Annotated in this window: 21 protein-coding genes; 13 read left to right on the top strand and 8 right to left on the bottom strand. The window is 63.5% G+C overall.

Annotation, left to right across the window (positions count from 1 at the left end):
• The first annotated feature begins 234 nt into the window (after positions 1-234).
• From rlmN to NKJ89_RS23820, 3 genes are read left to right on the top strand one after another with little or no spacing between them, the layout of a single operon-like run.
• Positions 235-1470 (top strand): dual-specificity RNA methyltransferase RlmN, encoded by a 1236-nt coding sequence (rlmN, locus tag NKJ89_RS23810; RefSeq protein ID WP_352606084.1) that lies wholly within the window; start codon positions 235-237, stop codon positions 1468-1470.
• A 35-nt stretch (positions 1471-1505) separates the two neighbouring features.
• Complete coding sequence (locus tag NKJ89_RS23815) at positions 1506-1934, top strand: hypothetical protein (RefSeq protein WP_352606086.1); 429 nt, start codon at positions 1506-1508, stop codon at positions 1932-1934.
• Positions 1931-2413: a hypothetical protein gene (locus NKJ89_RS23820; protein WP_352606088.1), complete on the top strand. Its 483-nt coding sequence runs from the start codon at positions 1931-1933 to the stop codon at positions 2411-2413. Before NKJ89_RS23815 ends, NKJ89_RS23820 begins: the two co-directional genes overlap by 4 nt.
• On the opposite strand, the gene NKJ89_RS23825 is transcribed toward NKJ89_RS23820, so the two are convergent.
• Positions 2385-3026 (bottom strand): LysE family translocator, encoded by a 642-nt coding sequence (locus NKJ89_RS23825; protein WP_023758943.1) that lies wholly within the window; start codon positions 3024-3026, stop codon positions 2385-2387. The two genes, NKJ89_RS23820 and NKJ89_RS23825, sit on opposite strands and share 29 nt — an antisense overlap.
• A 202-nt stretch (positions 3027-3228) precedes the next feature.
• On the opposite strand from NKJ89_RS23825, the gene NKJ89_RS23830 reads away from it, so the two are divergent.
• The gene (locus NKJ89_RS23830; protein ID WP_352606090.1) at positions 3229-4452 is read left to right on the top strand and encodes an argininosuccinate synthase; all 1224 of its coding nucleotides are present in this window, start codon (positions 3229-3231) and stop codon (positions 4450-4452) included.
• A gap of 176 nt (positions 4453-4628) precedes the next feature.
• Here the strand turns inward: NKJ89_RS23830 and NKJ89_RS23835 are convergent, their stop codons facing one another.
• Positions 4629-5426: a lytic murein transglycosylase gene (locus NKJ89_RS23835; RefSeq protein ID WP_352606092.1), complete on the bottom strand. Its 798-nt coding sequence runs from the start codon at positions 5424-5426 to the stop codon at positions 4629-4631.
• Between the two features lie 319 nt (positions 5427-5745).
• Between NKJ89_RS23835 and NKJ89_RS23840 the strand changes: the two genes are divergently transcribed.
• From NKJ89_RS23840 to rpsP, 6 genes are all read left to right on the top strand, one after another.
• Positions 5746-6843, top strand: coding sequence for a zinc-binding metallopeptidase family protein (locus tag NKJ89_RS23840; protein WP_352606094.1), 1098 nt, complete (start codon positions 5746-5748; stop codon positions 6841-6843).
• Positions 6844-6904: 61 nt separating this feature from the next.
• Positions 6905-7504, top strand: a complete 600-nt coding sequence (locus tag NKJ89_RS23845) for a DUF1236 domain-containing protein (RefSeq protein WP_352606096.1) — start codon at positions 6905-6907, stop codon at positions 7502-7504.
• 289 nt (positions 7505-7793) lie between these two features.
• Positions 7794-8750 (top strand): CPBP family intramembrane glutamic endopeptidase, encoded by a 957-nt coding sequence (locus tag NKJ89_RS23850; protein WP_023758948.1) that lies wholly within the window; start codon positions 7794-7796, stop codon positions 8748-8750.
• Between the two features lie 285 nt (positions 8751-9035).
• Positions 9036-10628, top strand: a complete 1593-nt coding sequence (gene ffh, locus NKJ89_RS23855) for a signal recognition particle protein (protein WP_352606098.1) — start codon at positions 9036-9038, stop codon at positions 10626-10628.
• 7 nt (positions 10629-10635) lie between these two features.
• Positions 10636-10977 (top strand): chorismate mutase, encoded by a 342-nt coding sequence (locus NKJ89_RS23860; protein WP_023758950.1) that lies wholly within the window; start codon positions 10636-10638, stop codon positions 10975-10977.
• Positions 10978-11030: 53 nt separating this feature from the next.
• On the top strand, positions 11031-11432 hold the full coding sequence (gene rpsP, locus NKJ89_RS23865) for a 30S ribosomal protein S16 (protein ID WP_352486144.1): 402 nt from the start codon (positions 11031-11033) through the stop codon (positions 11430-11432).
• An 82-nt stretch (positions 11433-11514) separates the two neighbouring features.
• Here rpsP and NKJ89_RS23870 read toward each other — a convergent pair whose 3' ends face one another.
• Positions 11515-11778, bottom strand: coding sequence for a YMGG-like glycine zipper-containing protein (locus tag NKJ89_RS23870; RefSeq protein WP_023758952.1), 264 nt, complete (start codon positions 11776-11778; stop codon positions 11515-11517).
• Between the two features lie 284 nt (positions 11779-12062).
• On the opposite strand from NKJ89_RS23870, the gene NKJ89_RS23875 reads away from it, so the two are divergent.
• Positions 12063-12470, top strand: coding sequence for an ACT domain-containing protein (locus NKJ89_RS23875; protein ID WP_352606100.1), 408 nt, complete (start codon positions 12063-12065; stop codon positions 12468-12470).
• Positions 12471-12640: 170 nt separating this feature from the next.
• On the opposite strand, the gene NKJ89_RS23880 is transcribed toward NKJ89_RS23875, so the two are convergent.
• Entirely contained in the window at positions 12641-13675 is a 1035-nt protein-coding gene (locus NKJ89_RS23880; protein WP_352606102.1) for an aspartate-semialdehyde dehydrogenase, read from the bottom strand.
• Positions 13676-14111: 436 nt separating this feature from the next.
• Between NKJ89_RS23880 and NKJ89_RS23885 the strand changes: the two genes are divergently transcribed.
• Both NKJ89_RS23885 and NKJ89_RS23890 read left to right on the top strand, forming a co-directional pair.
• Entirely contained in the window at positions 14112-15986 is a 1875-nt protein-coding gene (locus tag NKJ89_RS23885) for a DEAD/DEAH box helicase (RefSeq protein ID WP_352606104.1), read from the top strand.
• 114 nt (positions 15987-16100) lie between these two features.
• Positions 16101-16817 (top strand): DUF805 domain-containing protein, encoded by a 717-nt coding sequence (locus NKJ89_RS23890; protein ID WP_352606106.1) that lies wholly within the window; start codon positions 16101-16103, stop codon positions 16815-16817.
• Here the strand turns inward: NKJ89_RS23890 and NKJ89_RS23895 are convergent.
• From NKJ89_RS23895 to NKJ89_RS23910, 4 genes are all read right to left on the bottom strand, one after another.
• Positions 16807-17289 (bottom strand): GNAT family N-acetyltransferase, encoded by a 483-nt coding sequence (locus tag NKJ89_RS23895; protein ID WP_352606108.1) that lies wholly within the window; start codon positions 17287-17289, stop codon positions 16807-16809. The two genes, NKJ89_RS23890 and NKJ89_RS23895, sit on opposite strands and share 11 nt — an antisense overlap.
• A gap of 5 nt (positions 17290-17294) precedes the next feature.
• The gene (gene leuB / locus NKJ89_RS23900; RefSeq protein ID WP_352606110.1) at positions 17295-18398 is read right to left on the bottom strand and encodes a 3-isopropylmalate dehydrogenase; all 1104 of its coding nucleotides are present in this window, start codon (positions 18396-18398) and stop codon (positions 17295-17297) included.
• A 329-nt stretch (positions 18399-18727) separates the two neighbouring features.
• The gene (locus NKJ89_RS23905; RefSeq protein ID WP_352606112.1) at positions 18728-19078 is read right to left on the bottom strand and encodes a VOC family protein; all 351 of its coding nucleotides are present in this window, start codon (positions 19076-19078) and stop codon (positions 18728-18730) included.
• A gap of 11 nt (positions 19079-19089) precedes the next feature.
• The gene (locus NKJ89_RS23910) at positions 19090-19473 is read right to left on the bottom strand and encodes a RidA family protein (RefSeq protein ID WP_352606114.1); all 384 of its coding nucleotides are present in this window, start codon (positions 19471-19473) and stop codon (positions 19090-19092) included.
• Positions 19474-19791 lie beyond the last annotated feature (318 nt).

Below are 19791 nucleotides of genomic sequence, written 5' to 3' on the forward strand. Positions count from 1 at the left end.
CCATTCAGATTTCGAAGGCGCGATGGGAATCGTTACGCAAACACGATCATGTGATCGTTTCCTTGCAGCGGGAGGACAGGGCAAGGTTGCCAGATAGCCGCAGCGGGCCTTCGACCTGCATCCATGGGTTTGGACTCCCACCGCATGACTCTGCCCCCAACCTGTGCTATGCGCCGCGCTTCATGCCGGCACGATAAGTGAAATCGGCCGCAAACCGCTTATATCTGTGCAACCATGATCCTTTCATTCGATCTCACCACCGAAGGCGCCCGTGACGCGTTGCGTGCCCGTGCGGCACTGCCCGAAAAACAGTCGCTGATCGGCCTGACGCGCACTGAGCTCGGCGAGGCGCTTGTCACTTCGGGAGCCGTGCCGGAGCGCCAGGCCAGGATGCGGGCCCAGCAGCTCTGGCACTGGATGTATGTGCGCGGTGTCTCCGACTTCGCCGGCATGTTCAACATCTCCAAGGATTTGCGCGCCGAACTGGACAAGCACTTCACCATCGCCAGGCCCGAGATCGTCGAGGAACAGATTTCTTCGGACGGCACGCGCAAATGGCTGTTCCGCTTTCCGCCGCGCGGCGCCGGCCGGCCGGTCGAGATCGAGACCGTCTATATTCCCGAGGAAGGCCGCGGCACGCTCTGCATCTCCTCGCAGGTCGGCTGCACGCTGACCTGCTCGTTCTGCCATACCGGCACGCAGAAGCTGGTGCGCAATCTGACGGCTGAGGAAATCCTTGCGCAGTTACTCACAGCGCGCGACCGGCTCGGCGATTTTCCCGACCGCGACACGCCCGACGGCGCCATCGTGCCGGCCGAGGGCCGCAAAGTCTCCAACGTCGTGATGATGGGCATGGGCGAGCCGCTCTACAATTTCGAGGCGGTGAAGAAGGCCCTGCTGATCGCCTCCGACGGCGATGGCCTGTCGCTGTCCAAACGGCGCATCACGCTGTCGACTTCCGGTGTCGTGCCGGAAATTTTCCGCACCGGCGACGAGATCGGCGTCATGCTGGCGATCTCGCTGCACGCCACCACTGACGATCTGCGCGACCTGCTGGTGCCGATCAACAAGAAGTATCCGCTGAAGGACCTGATCGCCGCCTGCCGCGCCTATCCCGGCCTGTCCAACGCCAAGCGCATCACATTCGAATATGTGATGCTGAAGGACGTCAACGATTCCATCGAGGACGCAAAAGGCCTGATCAAGTTGCTCAAGGGCATTCCGGCCAAGATCAACCTGATCCCGTTCAACCCGTGGCCGGGCACCAATTACCAGTGCTCGGACTGGGAGACGATCGAGAAATTCGCCGACTACATCAACAATGCCGGCTACGCCTCGCCGATCCGCACGCCGCGCGGCCGCGACATCCTGGCCGCCTGCGGCCAGCTCAAATCGGACTCCGAGCGCATGCGCAAGGTCGACCGGCTGGCGCTGGAGGCCATGATGATCGCGGGGCACGGCGAGGCGTGAGCCGCCGCCTCGCCTGGCTGAAGCGCCTCGCCACGATGGCCGTCGGCTATTTCGCCGCTGTGCTCACCTCGATCCTGGTCCCCGTTCTGCTGATCGCTCTTCTGGAAGGCATCGAAGACGGCAACTGGTTCATCATCTTCGCCTTCGACTGGCTGGGCTCCTTCCCTCTCGCTGTGCTGACCGTGACGATCGGCGCGTTGCTGATCGTCGGCCCTGCGCTCTTCGTTGCCGAACGGTTGTCGCTTCGGGGCTGGTTCTACTTCGCCGCCACGGGTGCGATCACGTCGATCGCCTTTGGCGTATCCATGCCGCGCTCGGCCGGCAGCTTTGTTTTCAATCCGGGCTTTCTCGGTTTTCTGGCCACGGCCGGCATTGCCGCCGGCTCGGTCTACTGGCTTCTGGCCGGGCGCAAGTCCGGCATGCCCCGGGATTTAGGGCGAGATTTGGGCCGGGATTTGGGATGACCCGTCTCGTCGGCTACCTCCTCCGTTTCGCCGTCATCCTGTTCGGCTATGCCGTCGCCTCGCTGGCGGCGAGCGCCTTCCTCAATGTCCTGTTCCTGGCATCGCTGGGCTATACGCCGGAGCACGCCCAGCCGACGGCGACGGCTTCGCTGTATTTCTCAATTCCCTTCGTCGCCCTGTTCGTCGCCTATTTCGCCCTGATGCCGGCTTGCGTCGTCATCCTGGTCGCCGAAATCCTCGGCCGGCGCGACTGGCTGTTCTATGCGCTGGCGGGCGCCGTGGTTGCCGGCGTCTTCCTCGGCTTCGTCGACCATCCCAGCGATGCCACCTTCGCGGTCAGGGACACCAGCGCCATCATGGCGGTGATTGGCGGCGGCATGGTCGGCGGCATCTTCTACTGGCTCAGCGCCGGGCGCTGGGCCGGAAGCTGGTGGAACGGCGAGAACGCCCCTACTTCGCCTGGGCCGTCAGGATCTTGAGCGCAAAGGCGGAGAACACGCCGGCGAAGAGATAATCGACCACCCGCGTTACGCGCGGGCTGGCTTTCATCGCCGCCGAGAACTTTTCCGCCGCCAGCACCATCGGCACGGTCACCGGGATCGCCAGCACGATGAACATCGTGCCCAGGAAAAACAGCTTTCCCGGCGCGTTCGGGTCATGCGCGGAGACGAACTGCGGCAGGAAGGTCATGAAGAACAGGATGATCTTCGGGTTGAGCAGATTGACGCCAAGACCCGCGGCCCAGCTGCGCAGCAGCGAAATCTCGGGGCCTGTCTTCTTCTCCGGCGAAAAGGCCGAGCCCCTGGTGACCGCCTGCCAGGCCAGGAAGACGAGATAGCCGGCGCCAAAGATCTTCAGCACGAAGAAGGCCATCGGCGAGGCGACGATCAGCGCCGAGACGCCGACCACAACCAGCGTGGTGTGGATCAGCGTGCCGCACAGCGCACCGGCCATCGAGGCGAAGCCGGTGGCGCGGCCCTGGCTCAGCGTACGCGAGACGAACAAGGTCATGTCCGGCCCCGGCGTGATCGCCAGGATCACGGTGGCGATGGCGAACTGGATCAGCGTGGCGGTGTCTGGAATGAACGACATGAGCGGCCCTCTGGGAAGAACACGCAAGCTATAGAGGATACAGTCCTTCACAGCCAGCGACTGGGCGGCCGAGGGCTGATCCAGCGCTTCTCAATCGGCTGTCCTGATGCGACCTTGTTTCGCCGCACGCCCTTCATCTCTTGCGCAGCCCGGAAACGGCGTGATACCTCGCCCGCCAGGAACTCAGTCGCGGAACCGCCAAATGTCAAAAGCCAAAGACGTCAAGAAAGTCGTGCTCGCCTATTCCGGCGGCCTCGACACATCGATCATCCTGAAATGGCTGCAGACGGAGCTCGGCGCCGAGGTCGTGACCTTCACCGCCGATCTTGGCCAGGGAGGTGAACTCGAGCCGGCCCGCCGCAAGGCCGAGATGATGGGCATCAAGGACATCCGCGTCGTCGACGTGCGCGAGGAGTTCGTCTCGGACTTCGTCTTTCCGATGTTCCGCGCCAACACCGTCTATGAAGGCACCTATCTGCTTGGCACCTCGATCGCGCGGCCGCTGATCTCCAAGCATCTGGTCGAGATCGCCAGGGAGACGGGCGCCGACGCGATTGCGCACGGCGCCACCGGCAAGGGCAACGACCAGGTTCGCTTCGAACTCTCGGCCTATGCGCTCAACCCCGACATCAAGGTCATCGCGCCATGGCGCGACTGGTCGTTCAAGTCGCGTACCGACCTGATCAATTTCGCCGAGCAGCACCAGATCCCGGTGCCCAAGGACAAGAAGGGCGACGCCCCGTTCTCGGTCGACGCCAACCTCCTGCATTCCTCTTCCGAGGGCAAGGTGCTGGAAGACCCATGGACCGAACCGCCGGAATTTGTCCACCAGCGTACCGTTTCGCCGATGGATGCGCCGGACAAGGTCACCGAGGTTGAGATCGAGTTCCTCAAGGGCGATCCGATCGCGCTCAACGGCAAGAAGCTGTCGCCGGCAACCATGCTGGCAGCCCTCAACGATCTCGGCCGCGACAACGGCATCGGCCGGCTCGACCTCGTCGAAAACCGCTTCGTCGGCATGAAGTCGCGCGGCGTCTACGAGACACCCGGCGGCACCATCCTGATAGCAGCGCACCGCGCTATCGAATCGATCACGCTCGACCGCGGTGCCGCCCACCTCAAGGACGAATTCATGCCGCGCTATGCCGAGCTGATCTACAACGGCTTCTGGTTCGCACCCGAGCGGCTGATGCTGCAGGCGATGATCGACAAGAGCCAGGAAGACGTCGAAGGCACCGTGCGGCTGAAGCTCTACAAGGGCAACGTCATGATCACCGGCCGCAAGTCCAGGAAGACGCTCTATTCCGATGCGCTGGTCACCTTCGAGGACGACCGTGGCGCCTACGATCAGAAGGACGCCGCCGGCTTCATCCGCCTCAACGCGCTGCGGCTCAGGACGCTCGCGGCGCGCAACCGCAAGGGGTGATCTTCAACCTGCCGCCTCGAGCAAGCCCGGCGTCCCTGCCGGGCCCGATTGTCGGCAAGGCGCTGCCCCTCGTCGCCTTGCCGCGCGCTTCTCCTGTATAGCGACGGGTTCAAACTGAAGTGATTGCCTCAGTTGGCCCGGCGGGTGGCCGGGCCTCTTGTCGAAGATGCCAGCTCTCAGTCGCCGTCGATCGCCGTGGCGATGCGGGCGATGGCCTGCTGATAGACGCTCGCGGAATTCCAGCCGGCGATCGCGCCGATATTCGACTGCGCACTGGCACCGGCCCGCCAGCCATGACCCTTGAGGAAGTTGGCAGTAGACGCCAACGCGGTGGCCTTGTCGCGCAGGTTTCCGCCGCCGACACCGTACTTCAAGACATTTCCAGGCAGGAACTGCGTGTGGCCAATTTCGCCATGGGCAGCGCCGACCGACGAGGCTGTCAACGCCCCACGATCAACCAGCTTCAGGGCTGCAATGGCATGCGGGTAAAAGAATTCCGGGCGGCGGCAATCATAGGCAAGCGTCAAAATTGCCGAGACCGTATTCTGGTTACCCATGGCGGAGCCGAAGCCGGTCTCCATGCCCCAAATGGCGAGCAACACACCCGGCGACACGCCGTAGTTCGCCTCGATCTTGTCGAACAGTGCCGCGTTCGCCTTCTTCAGTGCGCGGCCCTTGGAAATGATCGCGGACCCGCCACGGCGTTTCATGAAATCGTCCACCGAGCCGCTGAAGGCCTTGTGGATGCCCCGGTCGACTGAGATCGTCTTTGTTGCGTAGGTCGCGCCGGCCAGGGCGGCCAGACCCCTGGCTCCCACACCTTCGGACTTGGCCTGCGCAGCGAACTCCGGCTTCCAAGCCTCGAAGCCGGCGCCGGTCTTGCCGCAGCTGGCTCCCGCCTGCGCGCCCGTCGCCAGCGCAAGCACCGACACCACGGCCGCTGCAAACATCATTCCCTTGGCAAGAAATGCCATGTTGTTCTCCTGGTTGCCTGAATCACGTCCCAATTGCGAACTTGCCAGCGAAACACGCCCTTGTCACTGTCGCCGCTGCATTGCTGGCGAATGCCGTGGAATTTGCCTACGATCAAGTGATTATTGTGGCAAGCGGCCCCAAAAGAAGGCGTCGATATCGTGATCATCGGCGCCGGCTCGGTGGGTATTAACACAGCCTGGGCCCTGCTGGCGGCGGGCATCTTGCGGCGAATAGCCTCGATATATGGAACGCCGGTGGGCGGTCCGCGTTGGGCACCTGCCGCCCTGGATATGCTGGCTCTGAAGGTTAGAGACCGACATGAAACTCTTCGACTGTCCGCATTGCGGCCACCGCCTCTACTTCGAGAACGCCCAGTGCCTGAACTGCAGGAGCCTCGTGCTCTACGATCCGGAGCACGCCCGTTTTGCGCTGTCGGATCTCGACGGCGTCTTCCAGTGCACCAATGCCGACGAATGCGCCTGCAACTGGATGGCCGAGCCCGGACAGGGGTTTTGCCGCGCCTGCGTACTGAACCAATTGATCCCTGATCTTTCCGTCGACGGCAACCGCCGGCGCTGGATACGCGTCGAGGCGGCGAAGAAGCGTGCCATTTATTCGCTGCTGGCCTTCGGACTGCCGGTTGCGCCCAAGCTGAGCCCTGCCGACGAGGTCGGGCTGGCCTTCGACTTTCTCGCCGATCCGATCGGCGGCGGGCCCGGCGGCGAGCGCATCCTGACAGGCCACGACAATGGCCTGATCACGCTCAACGTCGCCGAGGCGGATTCAGCCGAGCGCGAGAAGCGGCGCGTCGAGATGGGCGAGAACTATCGCACATTGCTCGGCCATTTCCGTCACGAACTCGGCCATTACTACTGGGACCGCCTGATCCGCGACGATCCGCGGAGGCTGGAAGCGTTCCGTGCGCTGTTTGGCGATGAGCGCCCCGACTACGAACAGGCGTTGAAGTCGTATTATGCCAATGGTGCCTCGCCCGACTGGCAGCAAGGCCATATCTCGGCCTATGCCACCTCGCACCCATGGGAGGATTGGGCCGAGACATGGGCCCACCATCTGCATATCACCGACACGCTGGAGATGGTCCACGCGCTGAACTTCCCGCTCGGCCGGCTGGAGACGGTGGAAGCCAACGACTTGCCGCGGGGCGATACCGGCGGCGGACTGCAGGCAGCACCTTCGGAGCCGGCGACCGCGCCCGAGCCTTTCGAAAAGATCCTTGCCCGCTGGCTGGTGCTGTCTGAAGCCTCCAATTCGATCAACCGCTGCATGGGCCTGCCCGATCTCTACCCCTTCGTCATTTCGGACATGACGGCACGGAAACTGGTCTTCGTTCACGAACTTCTGACCGGTTTGCCGAAAGAAAAGGGAACAAATCGTGAGTTGGCGCAGGCCTTTTAGCGGGAACGCATGCGCCGCTGATCCGTTTTCGCAGGCGAGGACCATGAAACGGAGAAAAGCCATGAAATCCCTACTGTTTCCGGCGGTCGCCGGAATGCTGACCGTGATGTCGGGCACCGCGCTTGCCGACACCGCCGTCTCCGCGGTTACCGATCTCAACGTCCGCGCCGGGCCCGGCCCGCAATATCCTGTCATTGGCGTGCTTGCCGCCGGCCAGTCGGCGACGCTCAATGGCTGCATCGAAAACAGCAAATGGTGCACCATCGCCGAGGCGGGCGGCCAGGGCTGGGTCTATTCCGACTATGTGACGACTAGTTCCGGCGGCAGCCGGGTGGTGCTGACGCAACGCCGTTCCAGCGTTGCCGTCGTCTCGCCCCCGGACGACATTGGCGACTATTCGACCGACTACACCGGCGCGATCATCACCAGCGATCCGGTCGTGGATGAATTTCCCCCGCCTCCCGCTGAGGTCCGGACCTATGTCGACACGCATCGCCTCGATCCAGTCTATCTTGACGGCGAGGTGGTGACCGGCGCGATCTTGCCGGACACCGTCGAGCTGCGCGAAATCCCGAACTACGACTATCGCTATGTCTACGTGAACGGCCAGCGGGCGCTGATCGACCCGCAGACGCGGCGCATCATGTACGTGGTACGCTGACAGAGAATTGCATAAGGCGGCCGCAATCTCAGCGACCGCCTGACTGCCAGGCAGAGCCGTGCTGCCACGCGGGCCATCGATGGACGTGTTGCGATCTCCTAGACGCGAATGCTCCCTTGCGAAATCGATTCCGATTTTCTCGGCCCCCGGCTAGAGCAATTCAAGGAAAAGCGTGACGCGGTTTTCCGTCCGGAATTGCGTCAAAACATAGAGTTAGAGCGGTTCGCCGTTTTCGTGAAACGGTGAAATGCTCTAGATCAACAGGCAATGAATTCGGCAAGGAACCAGCGTGACGATCGATTCGGCCGCCTTCGAACGCTATCGGCGCTCACCCAACACCAGGACGACCTTGCCGCGCCTGTTCCTGGGAACCGCGATAATCATCCTGTTCTGGGCCGCAACGACGATGGCCGTGCTGTTCGGCGGCATCTATGCGTTCTTTGCCTGGCAGGCCGGTGCGGCGACGCCATCCGGCGTGCATGGGTTTCTCTCCTCGCCCCTCGGCATCCTCACCGCGCTTGCGTCGTTTGCCGGCATCTGGATCGGCCTGTGGATCGCCATGCGCTGGGTCCACCGCGAGAAGCTCTCGGCGCTGCTCGGCGTCAGCCGCCGCGTGTCGCGATCGGACTTTCTCAAGGGGTTGATTGCGGTGCTGATCACCTCTCTTGTCTCCGAGATCCTGCTCTATCTCTTGCAGCCCGAGATCGCGCGCGGTCCGATCAGCCTGTCATCCTGGCTGCTGTTTGCAATGCCGATCGTCGCGCTCACCTGGCTGCAGACATCTTCGGAAGAGATGCTGTTCCGCGGCTATCTGCTGCGGGGCCTGGCCAACCGGTTCAGCAGCCCGTACATCTGGGCGCTGCTGCCGGCCCTGCTGTTCACCGCGCTGCATTGGAGCCCCAGCTCATCCGCCGCCATCAACGCCTGCGTTCTCGCCTCGATCGCCGCTTTCGCGCTGCTGCTGACCGTTGTCGTCTATGCCACCGGCAATCTCGGCGCCGCCCTCGGTGCTCATCTCGGCAACAATCTGACCGGCTTCCTGCTGATCTCGCATCAGGAGAGCTACAATTCCTTCGCCCTGTTCAACGCCAAGCCGCTCGAAGGGCCGGGCTGGACGACAGCTGATGCAGTGCTCATCGCCTTCATCGGAATCGGCTGCAGCCTGCTGACGATCGTGCTGCTTTTGCATCCGCGCTCGCCGCTCAGGGTTGCCGCCGAGCTTCCGGATAGAGCAAGCTCGGCCTGATTGCAGCCCGGGGTACAACGCGAAACTGCGCTTGTCTTGACTCTGGCGCCGATTTCCTGTCTACACCCCCGAATTCCGCGACGAGTATCCCTCCGAGCAAGCCGACCAGGACGCCGAAACCTCTTCGAGGTGAAGTGCTGTAAATCGATCCTGGAGGCCAACACCCGGCAGCGCTGAGCGCCCCCGGGTGCGTTTTGGTTTTGGCTTTTGCTCGCCACGAGACTTGGACACTTGGCGCGAACGCATTACCTCTCGGGCACGGCTTGCCTGGGAAAAGGAAAAAGAATGTTTGAATCGCTTCAGGAGCGTCTTGGCTCCATCCTGAACGGCCTCACCGGCCGCGGTGCCCTGTCCGAGGCGGATGTCTCGGCAGCACTGCGCGAAGTGCGCCGTGCGCTGCTCGAGGCAGACGTGGCGCTGGAAGTGGTGCGCTCGTTCACCGACAAGGTGCGCGAGAAGGCCGTCGGCGCCGCCGTTGTCAAATCGATCAAGCCCGGCCAAATGGTCGTCAAGATCGTCCATGACGAGCTGGTCGACATGCTCGGCGCCGAGGGCGTCGCCGTCGATCTCAATGCACCGGCACCGGTCGTCATCATGATGGTCGGCCTGCAGGGTTCCGGCAAAACGACCACTTCGGCCAAGATCGCCAAGCGCCTTTCCGAGCGTCAGAACAAGAAAGTCCTGATGGCCTCGCTCGACACGCGGCGTCCTGCCGCGCAGGAGCAGCTTCGCCAGCTCGGCGAACAGGTCAAGGTCGCCACGCTGCCGATCATCGACGGCCAGTCGCCGGTCGACATCGCGCGCCGCGCCGTGCAGGCGGCCAAGCTCGGCGGCCACGACGTCGTCATCCTCGACACTGCCGGCCGTACCCATATCGACGAGCCGCTGATGGTCGAGATGGCCGACATCAAGAAGGTGTCGAGCCCGCACGAGATCCTGCTGGTCGCCGACTCGCTGACCGGCCAGGACGCCGTCAATCTGGCCAAGAGCTTCGACGAACGTGTCGGCATTACCGGCCTGGTGCTGACCCGCATGGATGGCGACGGTCGCGGCGGCGCGGCACTTTCGATGCGCGCCGTCACCGGCAAGCCGATCAAGCTGATCGGCACCGGCGAAAAGATGGACGGGCTGGAGGAATTCCACCCCAAGCGCATAGCCGACCGCATTCTCGGCATGGGCGACATTGTCTCGCTCGTCGAGAAGGCCGCCGAAAACATCGACGCCGAACAGGCTGCGGCGATGGCCAAGAAGATGCAGTCGGGCAAGTTCGACCTGAACGACCTCGCCAGCCAGCTTCAGCAGATGTCGAAGATGGGTGGCATGGGCGGCATCATGGGCATGATGCCCGGCATGGGCAAGATGAAGGACCAGATGGCTGCCGCCGGTCTCGACGACAAGATGTTCGGCCGCCAGCTCGCCATCATCTCGTCGATGACCAAGGCCGAGCGCGCCAACCCCGATTTGCTCAAGCATTCGCGCAAGAAGCGCATCGCCGCCGGTTCCGGCACCGACGCGGCCGAAATCAACAAGCTGCTCAAAATGCACCGCGGCATGGCCGACATGATGAAGGCGATGGGCGGCAAGGGCAAAGGCGGCGGCCTGATGCGCGGCATGATGGGTGGCCTCGCCTCCAAAATGGGCCTCGGCGGCATGATGCCGGGCGGCATGGGCGGCATGATGGGCGGCGGCATGCCGGACCTGTCGAAGATGGACCCCAAGCAGCTCGAGGCCTTGCAGAAGCAAGCGCAGGCATCCGGTCTTGGCGGCATGAAAGGGCTTCCCGGTGGTGGTGGTCTGCCCGGGCTGCCCGGCGGCATGAAACTTCCCGGTCTGCCCGGAATGGGCGGCGGGTTGCCTGGCCTGGGCAAGAAGAAGTGAGGACGTCATGAACGAAGAAAAGGACATGGCCGACGCACGCACCATCCTGGCCGACTATCGCGCCTCGATCGACAACATCGACGCGGCACTCATCCACATGCTGGCCGAGCGCTTCCGCTGCACCAAGGCGGTCGGCGTACTCAAGGCGACGCATGGCCTGCCGCCGGCCGACCCGGCGCGCGAGCAGCAGCAGATCGCCCGGCTTCGCCAGCTGGCGAAGGATGCCCATCTCGACCCGGATTTCGCGGAAAAATTCCTCAACTTCGTCGTCCGCGAAGTGATCCGCCACCACGAACAGATCGCCGCTTCGAACGGTGGCGAAACAAAGACCTCGCTGCCAACGGCGTGACGAAAACCAACTGAAACCCGATCAACGAACTGAGAATTTTTAGGAGAATAGAAATGCCCTTGAAGATCCGACTGGCCCGCGCTGGCTCAAAGAAGCGTCCTTACTACCATGTCGTCATCGCCGACGCCCGTTCGCCGCGTGACGGCCGGTTCATCGAGTCGATCGGCTCGTGGAACCCGCTGCTGCCCAAGGATGGCGAACGCGTCAAGGTCGACGCCGAACGCGTCAAGCATTGGCTGGCGCATGGCGCCCAGCCGACCGATCGCGTGCTGCGCTTCCTCGACGAGGCCGGACTCGTCAAGCGCGAAGCCCGCGCCAATCCGAAGAAGGCCGAGCCGGGCAAGAAGGCGCAGGAACGCGCTGCCCTTCTGAAGAAGGCGCAGGAAGACGCGGCAGCCGCTGCCGCGGCCGCCACTGCTGCACCGGCCGAGGCCGAAGCCGCTACCGCCGAATAGCCATTACTATCGCATCCAGGAAAACGGCGGGCCTCAGGCCCGCCGTTTTGCTATGTCGACATCACTTTGCGAACGCGGCCTATCAATATCCGCGTGGGCAGCGGTCGATGTAGACGCGGCCATAACGATCGCGGTAGCGGCATTCGCCCCGTTCGCTCGCCCGGCCGATCAACGCACCGGCAACAGCGCCGACAGCGCCGCCGACCACCGCGCCCTGAACCGGATTGTTGGCGACCGCCGCACCGACGGCAGCACCACCCAATCCGCCGACAGCCGCGCCTTTCTCCGTTTGTGAACAAGCGGCGAGCGGCACCAGCAAGGCCATCAAAAGCATCGTTTTCTTCATTGTCGTTCCTCTCCAGGTAGGAGCCGCCTCCTCCGCCGAGCAAATACCTAACTCGCAACTGGCCGATTTGATCCAAAGGAGATTGCCGGCGAAGGGCTAGCTTTCCAGCAGGCAGCGGAGCTTCGATTGCGGCCAGCCTTCCAATGTAGACGCCATGCGGGATATCGCTTATCGGCTAAGCCGGATCAGCGCGCACCCCGGGGTCGCGCAGATTCGAAGCGGCTATCGTCACCCTTCGCGGGATATTGAGGGACGTCGCGGCCCGTATCCATCGAGAGGAAAGAATGACCGGCGAAACCGATCTGAAGACACTGCTGGGATCGATGACGCCGGAACTGCTCGCCGGCACCTATGTCTTCGCCACGCTCGCGCCCGGCGTCGCGCAGCCGCGAGGCCTCGACCCGGTGATGGTGTTCCGCGAGCGCGAGGGAACGACGCTGATCGTGACCGAGGAGGCGGCCAGCGCAGCCGGCCTGACCGCTTCGTTCCGCTGCCGGATGATGACACTGAACATCCATTCGTCGCTGGAAGCCGTCGGCTTCCTCGCCGCCGTCACCACCCGCCTGGCCGCCGCCGGCATAGGCGTCAATCCTGTCTCAGCCTTCTACCACGACCATCTGTTCGTCCCCGCCGACCGGGCGGAGGAAGCGCTGGAGCTGTTGGTAGAGCTGGCGGGGGAAAATCGAATCTGAGGCCGGTGCTGCCCCTCATCCCCCTGCCGGGACCTTCTCCCCGTGAACGGAGAGAAGTGGCTAACGGCCAAAGGCCGAGCCCGCGACCGCGGGCCGCCGGTCGTCCGGCGCCCCCGCGGAGGGCCCGCCGCGGCAGCGGCGATACGGCCCGTGAGCGAAACTGATGACCGTCAGGCAGCCTTCTTCTTCGGCTGGATCAGGCCGCGCTCGACCAAAAGCTCGGCAATCTGCACGGCGTTGAGCGCTGCACCCTTACGCAGATTGTCGGAGACGATCCACATCGACAGGCCGTTGTCGATGGTCGAATCCTCGCGGATGCGCGAGATGAAGGTGGCGTCCTCGCCGGCCGATTCCAGCGGCGTGATGTAGCCGCCGTCTTCGCGCTTGTCCAAGACCTGGCAGCCCGGGGCCTCTCGAAGAATATCCCGCGCCTCGTCGGCGGTGATCGGCTTTTCGAACTCGATGTTGACCGCTTCCGAATGGCCGATGAACACCGGCACGCGCACGCAGGTCGCTGTCAGCTTGATCTTGGGGTCGAGCATCTTCTTGGTCTCGGCCACCATCTTCCACTCTTCCTTGGTGAAACCATCGTCGAGGAAGACGTCGATATGCGGGATGACGTTGAAGGCGATGCGCTTGGTGAACTTCTTGACGTCGACGGTGTCGGCGACGAACACGGCGCGCGTCTGCGTGAACAGCTCGTCCATGCCTTCCTTGCCGGCGCCCGACACCGACTGGTAGGTGGCGACGACAACGCGCCTGATGATAGCGAAGTCGTGCAGCGGCTTCAGCGCCACGACGAGCTGCGCTGTCGAGCAGTTCGGGTTGGCGATGATGTTCTTGCGCGTGAACAGCGAGATCGCGTCCGGGTTCACTTCCGGCACGATGAGCGGCACGTCCTGATCGTAGCGGAAGGCCGATGAATTATCGATGACGACGCAGCCCTGCTTGCCGATCTTCGGCGACCATTCCTTGGAGACGTTGCCGCCGGCCGACATGATGCAGATGTCGGTGTCTGAAAAATCATACTGGTCGAGCGACTTGACCTTCAGCGTGCGGTCGCCGAACGACACTTCGGTGCCCTGGCTGCGCCGCGAGGCCAGCGCCACGACTTCGCTTACCGGAAAGCCGCGCTCTTCCAGTATGTTGAGCATTTCCCGGCCCACATTGCCCGTGGCGCCGACGATCGCTACCTTGAAACTCATTAGAAATCTCCTGTCCCTCTCCGCTTGGTTTTTGGAGAAACCCGCTGGCCGATGCGGGTTCCGTCCCCCGGGCCGGACCCGGGAGAGGGTGGTTAGGCCAAGGGAGTCACACCGTTTTGGTGGTGGTTTTGGCCATAGTTTTGCTAGAACGGGAAGACGCGCCGACGCGCCCGGCCCAATGATGTGCATTGCGGCCAGGGAGGTCGAATGCAAGAAACGCCATCAAAAGGCCGCGCATCGAAACTGTCCTGTTCGGTGCCGGCTTTTACGCGGTTTGCGTCAAGAGTCAATTGCCGAGCGACACCCGGTTATGCGCGCGCCCTGTACAATCGCGGCTGCGCGAAGTACGAACGGCCAAGATTGTTTTGGCTGGCGCTTGGTCGGCCCCGGCATGTGCTCCATGATGAGCGCAGACCCTAAATTCCGAAAGAGTGAGATGTCCAATTTCGTAGCACTTGTCCCAGCGCTTGCCAGGGCGCTGGAAAAACGCGGCTATTCCGAGCTGACCCCGGTACAGAAGGCGGTTGTTGCCCCCGAACTCGGCCAGGCCGATGCGCTGGTTTCCGCGCAGACCGGCTCCGGCAAGACGGTGGCCTTCGGCCTTGCCCTGGCGCCGACCTTGCTTGACGGCGCGGAGCGCTTTGGCCACGCCGCGGCACCGCTGGCGCTGGCCGTGGCGCCGACGCGCGAACTGGCGCTGCAGGTGACGCGCGAGCTTGAGTGGCTCTACGAGCTGACCGGCGCCACGGTGGCGTCCTGCGTCGGCGGCATGGACATGCGCTCGGAGCGGCGTGTGCTGGAGCGCGGCGCCCATATCGTCGTCGGCACGCCCGGCCGGCTGCGCGACCACATCACGCGGCACTCGCTCGACATGTCGGCGCTCAGGGCGGTGGTGCTCGACGAGGCCGACGAGATGCTCGATCTCGGGTTTCGCGAGGACCTCGAATTCATCCTCGACGCCGCACCGGCCGAGCGCCGCACGCTGATGTTCTCGGCCACCGTGCCGCGCTCCATTGCCACGCTCGCGCAAGGATATCAGCGCGATGCCGTGCGCATTTCAGCAGCCGGTGAGGAAAAGCAGCATCTCGACATCGAATACCGGGCGCTGAGCGTCGCCCAGCCCGACCGGGAAAACGCCATCATCAACGTGCTGCGTTTCTACGAGGCGAAGAACGCGCTGGTGTTTTGCAACACGCGCGCCGCCGTCAACCATCTTACCGCGCGCTTCAACAACCGCAATTTTTCGGTCGTGGCGCTGTCGGGCGAGCTCAGCCAGAACGAACGTAGCCACGCCTTGCAGGCAATGCGCGACGGCCGCGCCAAGGTCTGCATCGCCACCGACGTCGCGGCGCGCGGCATCGACCTGCCCAACCTCGAATTGGTCGTCCATGCCGACCTGCCGACCAATCCGGAAACGCTGCTGCACCGCAGCGGCCGCACCGGCCGCGCCGGGCGCAAGGGCGTCAGCGCGCTGATCGTGCCCAACAGTGCCCGCAAGCGCACCGAACGGCTGTTGCAGAACGCCGGCCTCAAGGCGACATGGGCGAGCCCACCCTCGGCCGACGACGTGATCCGGCGCGACGACGAACGCATCATTGCCGATCCGGTCTTCGATGAACCGGTGAAGGAGGACGAGCGCGGTTTCATCGACGCGCTGCTCGCCAAACATGGCGCCGAACAGGTGGCCGCCGCTTTCGTGCGCCAGTGCCGCGCCAGCCGATCGGCGCCCGAGGACCTCATCGAAATCGCGCCGTTCACGCCATTGCGTGAAAGACAGGCGGGCGAAGGTTTCGCACGTCGCGACGAAGCACCCAGCCGCCGCGACGATTTCGGTGCCAGCGTCTGGTTCTCGCTGTCGATCGGGCGCCGGCAGAATGCCGAACCGCGCTGGCTGATCCCGATGCTGTGCCGCACCGGCAGCATCAGCAAGCGCGAGATCGGCGCCATCAAGATGCAACCGGATGAAACCTTCGTGCAGATCGCGGCGGACTGGGCCGACCGCTTCCTGGCGGCGATCGGTCCCGACCGCAAACTGCAAAACAACATAATGGTGAAGCGGTTGGACGGCACGCCCGACCTGTCGCGTGCCGGCTACCAGGCGCCAAGCCCCGACAAGAAACCGCATCGCGGCAAGGCACCGTTCGATCCCAACGCGCCGAAGCGCAAGTTCGAGAAGCGCGCACCGGCTTCAGCCGATCAGCGCCCGGCAGCCGCGCACGAGACAAAGCCTTGGGCGAAGAAGCCGGGTAAGCCGAAGTTCGAAAACACCGGCGCGCCCAAGCACAAGAAGGCGAAGAAGCGGCCTTCATAAGATCGCAAGCAGCTTCATTTTCCGGCAGCGACGGCAGGCACTTCATGGTGCCGCTTGCCCATCGGCTCGGCCCTGTGCCACATCTTGATCGGGACGTGGCGAGAGGGGTGGCCTATGCGCGGCGAAGTGCTTCATTATGACGATGACCAGGGTTTTGGCTTCATGACCGGAGCCGATGGCAATCGTTACACCTTCACCCGCGAGAACCTGCGCCGAGAAAGCGCCATGCCCAGGGGCACCGTCGTCGAGTTCCAGCCGGGCGGCGGTCAGGCACGCGACGTCTTTTCGATTGGTGTCCAGACCGCCATCGAGGCCCCGGACGCTGACGCCGGAACCAACATCTCACCGATTGAAACTGGCAACGCAACGGCAGCTTCCGCTGTCCATGCCCAGCATTTCGGCCGCTCATCCGAGCCCGTCGAGCGCACCGGCCTATGGGACTATTTCTGGCGCGGCGTGACGCAGAACTATTTCAATTTCGCCGGCCGGGCCCGCCGCAAGGAATATTGGGGCTATTTCCTGTTCTGGGTAGTCTCGCTGCTGATCATCGGCGGCATCGGCCTTTTCGCCGACAACGAAATGGGCAATTTCAACAGCAGCGTATCTGAGGCGGTAACCGTTGGCCTTTGCGTCACCTTCGTGCTAGCGACCCTGCTGCCAAGCCTCGGCATGACCGTTCGCCGCATCCATGACATCGGCCTGTCGGGCTGGCTCTATCTGGTGGTGCTCATCCCGACCATCGGCAGCCTGATCATCCTGGTCTTCGCGCTGATCCCGACGCAGGCACGGGAAAACCAGTGGGGGCCGGTGCCGGCAGGCGTCAGGGTTTAACCGCCTTCAAGGCGTCGCCTGAAATCCTGAGGAAGACCTTCTGACCGTGGCGTTCGGCGCCGAGCCTCGCGTAGAAACGCAGCGCGCCCTCGTTCCAGTCTTCGGAGGTCAGGTCGATGCGGCCGATGCCGTGGCTAAGGCAATGATCGGCGAGAAAGCCGATCAGCGCCCCGCCGACGCTGGCGTTGCGGATGTTGTCGCGCACGAACAGGTCCTTGAGGAACAGCAGCCGCTCAAGATCGATACCCGGATGCGCGATTGCCACCGACGCCAGGCCGCTGACCTCGCCGTCAACGAAGGCGAGCGCGAAATGCGGATAGGCCGGACTTTCCTCGCCAAGCCATTTGCGTGCGGCAGACAGGGCCCGGTCGGCATCTAGGCGCGGCTGCCGGTAATGCTCCGCCATCTCGCACAGTATGGCCGCCAGTGCCGCCGCGTCCTCGATCGTCGCCCAGCGGACATCGACCGCCATGGAGATCAGCCGAGGAACCTGGCGATGATCGCGTCGCCCATCTCAACGGTGCCGACCTCGGTCATGCCATCGGACATAATATCCTTTGTCCGCAGGCCTGCGTCGAGCACGGCGGCGATCGCGCTTTCGACACGGTCGGCTTCAGCAACCATGCCGAAGGAATAGCGCAGGCACATGGCGAAGGAGGCGATCATGGCGATCGGGTTGGCAATACCCTTGCCGGCAATATCCGGCGCCGAGCCGTGAACCGGCTCGTAGAGCGCCTTGCGCTTCTTGGTCTTCACGTCAGGCGCGCCGAGCGAGGCCGACGGCAGCATGCCGATCGAGCCGGTCAGCATGGCGGCGATGTCGGACAGCATGTCGCCGAACAGATTGTCGGTGACGATGACGTCGAACTGCTTTGGCCAGCGCACCAGCTGCATGCCGCCGGCATCGGCCAGCATGTGGTCGAGCTTGACGTCTGAATAGCGCGCCTTGTGCGTTTGGGTAACGACCTCGTTCCACAGCACGCCCGACTTCATCACATTGCGCTTTTCCATCGAAGTGACATGGTTCTTGCGCGTGCGTGCGAGTTCGAAGGCGACGCCAGAAATGCGCTCGATCTCGAACGTGTCGTAGACCTGGGTGTCGATGCCACGCTTCTGGCCATTGCCCAGATCGATGATCTGCTTCGGCTCGCCGAAGTAGACGCCGCCGGTCAGCTCGCGCACGATCAGGATGTCGAGGCCTTCGACCACTTCCTGCTTGAGCGAGGAGGACGCCGCAAGTGCTGGGTAGCAGATGGCCGGGCGCAGGTTGGCGAACAGCTCCATGTCCTTGCGCAGGCGCAGCAGGCCGGCTTCGGGGCGCACCTCATAGGGCACTGCATCCCATTTCGGACCGCCAACGGCGCCGAACAGCACCGCATCCGCCGCCATCGCCTTTTCCATGTCGGCATCGGAAATCGCCGCGCCATGCGCATCATAGGCGCAGCCGCCGACCAGACCTTCGTCAGTGGAAAAATCGCTGCCAAGCTTGTCGTTCATGACAGCAATCAGTTTCTTGACCTCGGCCATGGCCTCTGGACCGATGCCGTCGCCGGCGAGCAGGAAAAGATGCTTCGTTGCCATGGAGAACCGTCCCAGAAAGAATGCGTTGCGATTTGCGGCCTTGCTAAACGCCAAGCGCTTGGCGCGCAAGGGAGGAAGAACACTGCGGTGCAGAACAGGTGCAGCTATGCCGCCGCGCCAGGCCTCTCAGAACCTGGGTTCCTCGCCCCCGCCAAAGGCGGGGGGGAGGTGGCCGCGAAGCGGCCGGAGAGGGGGCTTTCGTAGGGCGCTGGCTTAGCACGCGGCAATCGCTGGTCTGGCTACCGTAGCGCCAGTCCCCCTCTCCGTCTCGGCTTCGCCGAGCCACCTCTCCCCCACTCACGTGGGGGCGAGGAAACCCGAGCTAACCATCACCTGTGCGAGAGAATGTTGACCAGCCGGCCGAACGGATCGCGCACGTAGAAGCGCCGTACGCCCCAAGGCTCGTCGGCCGGCCCGTATTCGATGGCGAAGCCGGCGGCACTCATGGCATCGAGCGCCGCATCGACATCGTCGACCTCGATCGAGAGATCCGGCACCGGCGTACCGGAGCCGCCTTGCGCCATGAAACTGACCTGCACCTGCATCTCTTGATCGGAACCGTAGGTCGCGATCCAGCCAAGATCCATCAGCACATCGAGGCCGAGCACGTCCTGGTAGAAGCGCTGTGCCGCAGCGATATCAGGTGTCTCAATGTTGGCAACGATACGCCGGACTTTCATCTGCCCGCCTTTCACGCCGTGCGCCGCAGCGCCGTCACCTCGATCTCGATCTTCATTTCCGGTCTGTTGAGCTGGCAGACGATCATCGTCGCCGCCGGCCTGACGTCGCCGAACGTCTCGCCGAGGATCGGGAAGACGACATCCACGAAGGCCTGGTCGGTGATGTAGTAATGCGCCCGCACCACATCGGCCATCTCGAAGCCGCCGTCCTGGAGAGCCTTGCCGATCGTCGCCAGGCAATTGCGCGTCTGCGCTTCCACCGTCTCCGGCATCGTCATCGTCGCATAGTCGTAACCGGTCGTCCCCGACACGAAACACCAGTCGCCCTGCACCACCGCGCGCGAATAGCCGGCGGTCTTTTCGAACGGCGAGCCGGTGGAGATCAGTTTTCGCATGGTGTCCTCGCAGGATTGAGGGTGGCCATTTTGCAGGGAATATGCTGATCCGGCCATGGGCCAACGCAGAGGGATCGGCGGTGCAAACTCGATGCCTGCGGGACAGCACCCCCCCTCTGGCCTGCCGGCCATCTCCCCCGCAAGGAGGGAGATTGGCAGCTTTGACGAACCGCCATTCTTGCAACGTTGAAAGATTTGCGAAAGTCGTGGTGACGGCCGATCTCCCCCCTTGCGCAGGACTGTCCGGGGAAAGTTATTCATATATGAAGGCCATCTGATTGAGGGAGGATCGGTCTCTTGGTCGGCTCGGATTGACCG

The organism is Mesorhizobium sp. M0047 (genome assembly GCF_040323315.1).
Taxonomy (GTDB): domain Bacteria; phylum Pseudomonadota; class Alphaproteobacteria; order Rhizobiales; family Rhizobiaceae; genus Mesorhizobium.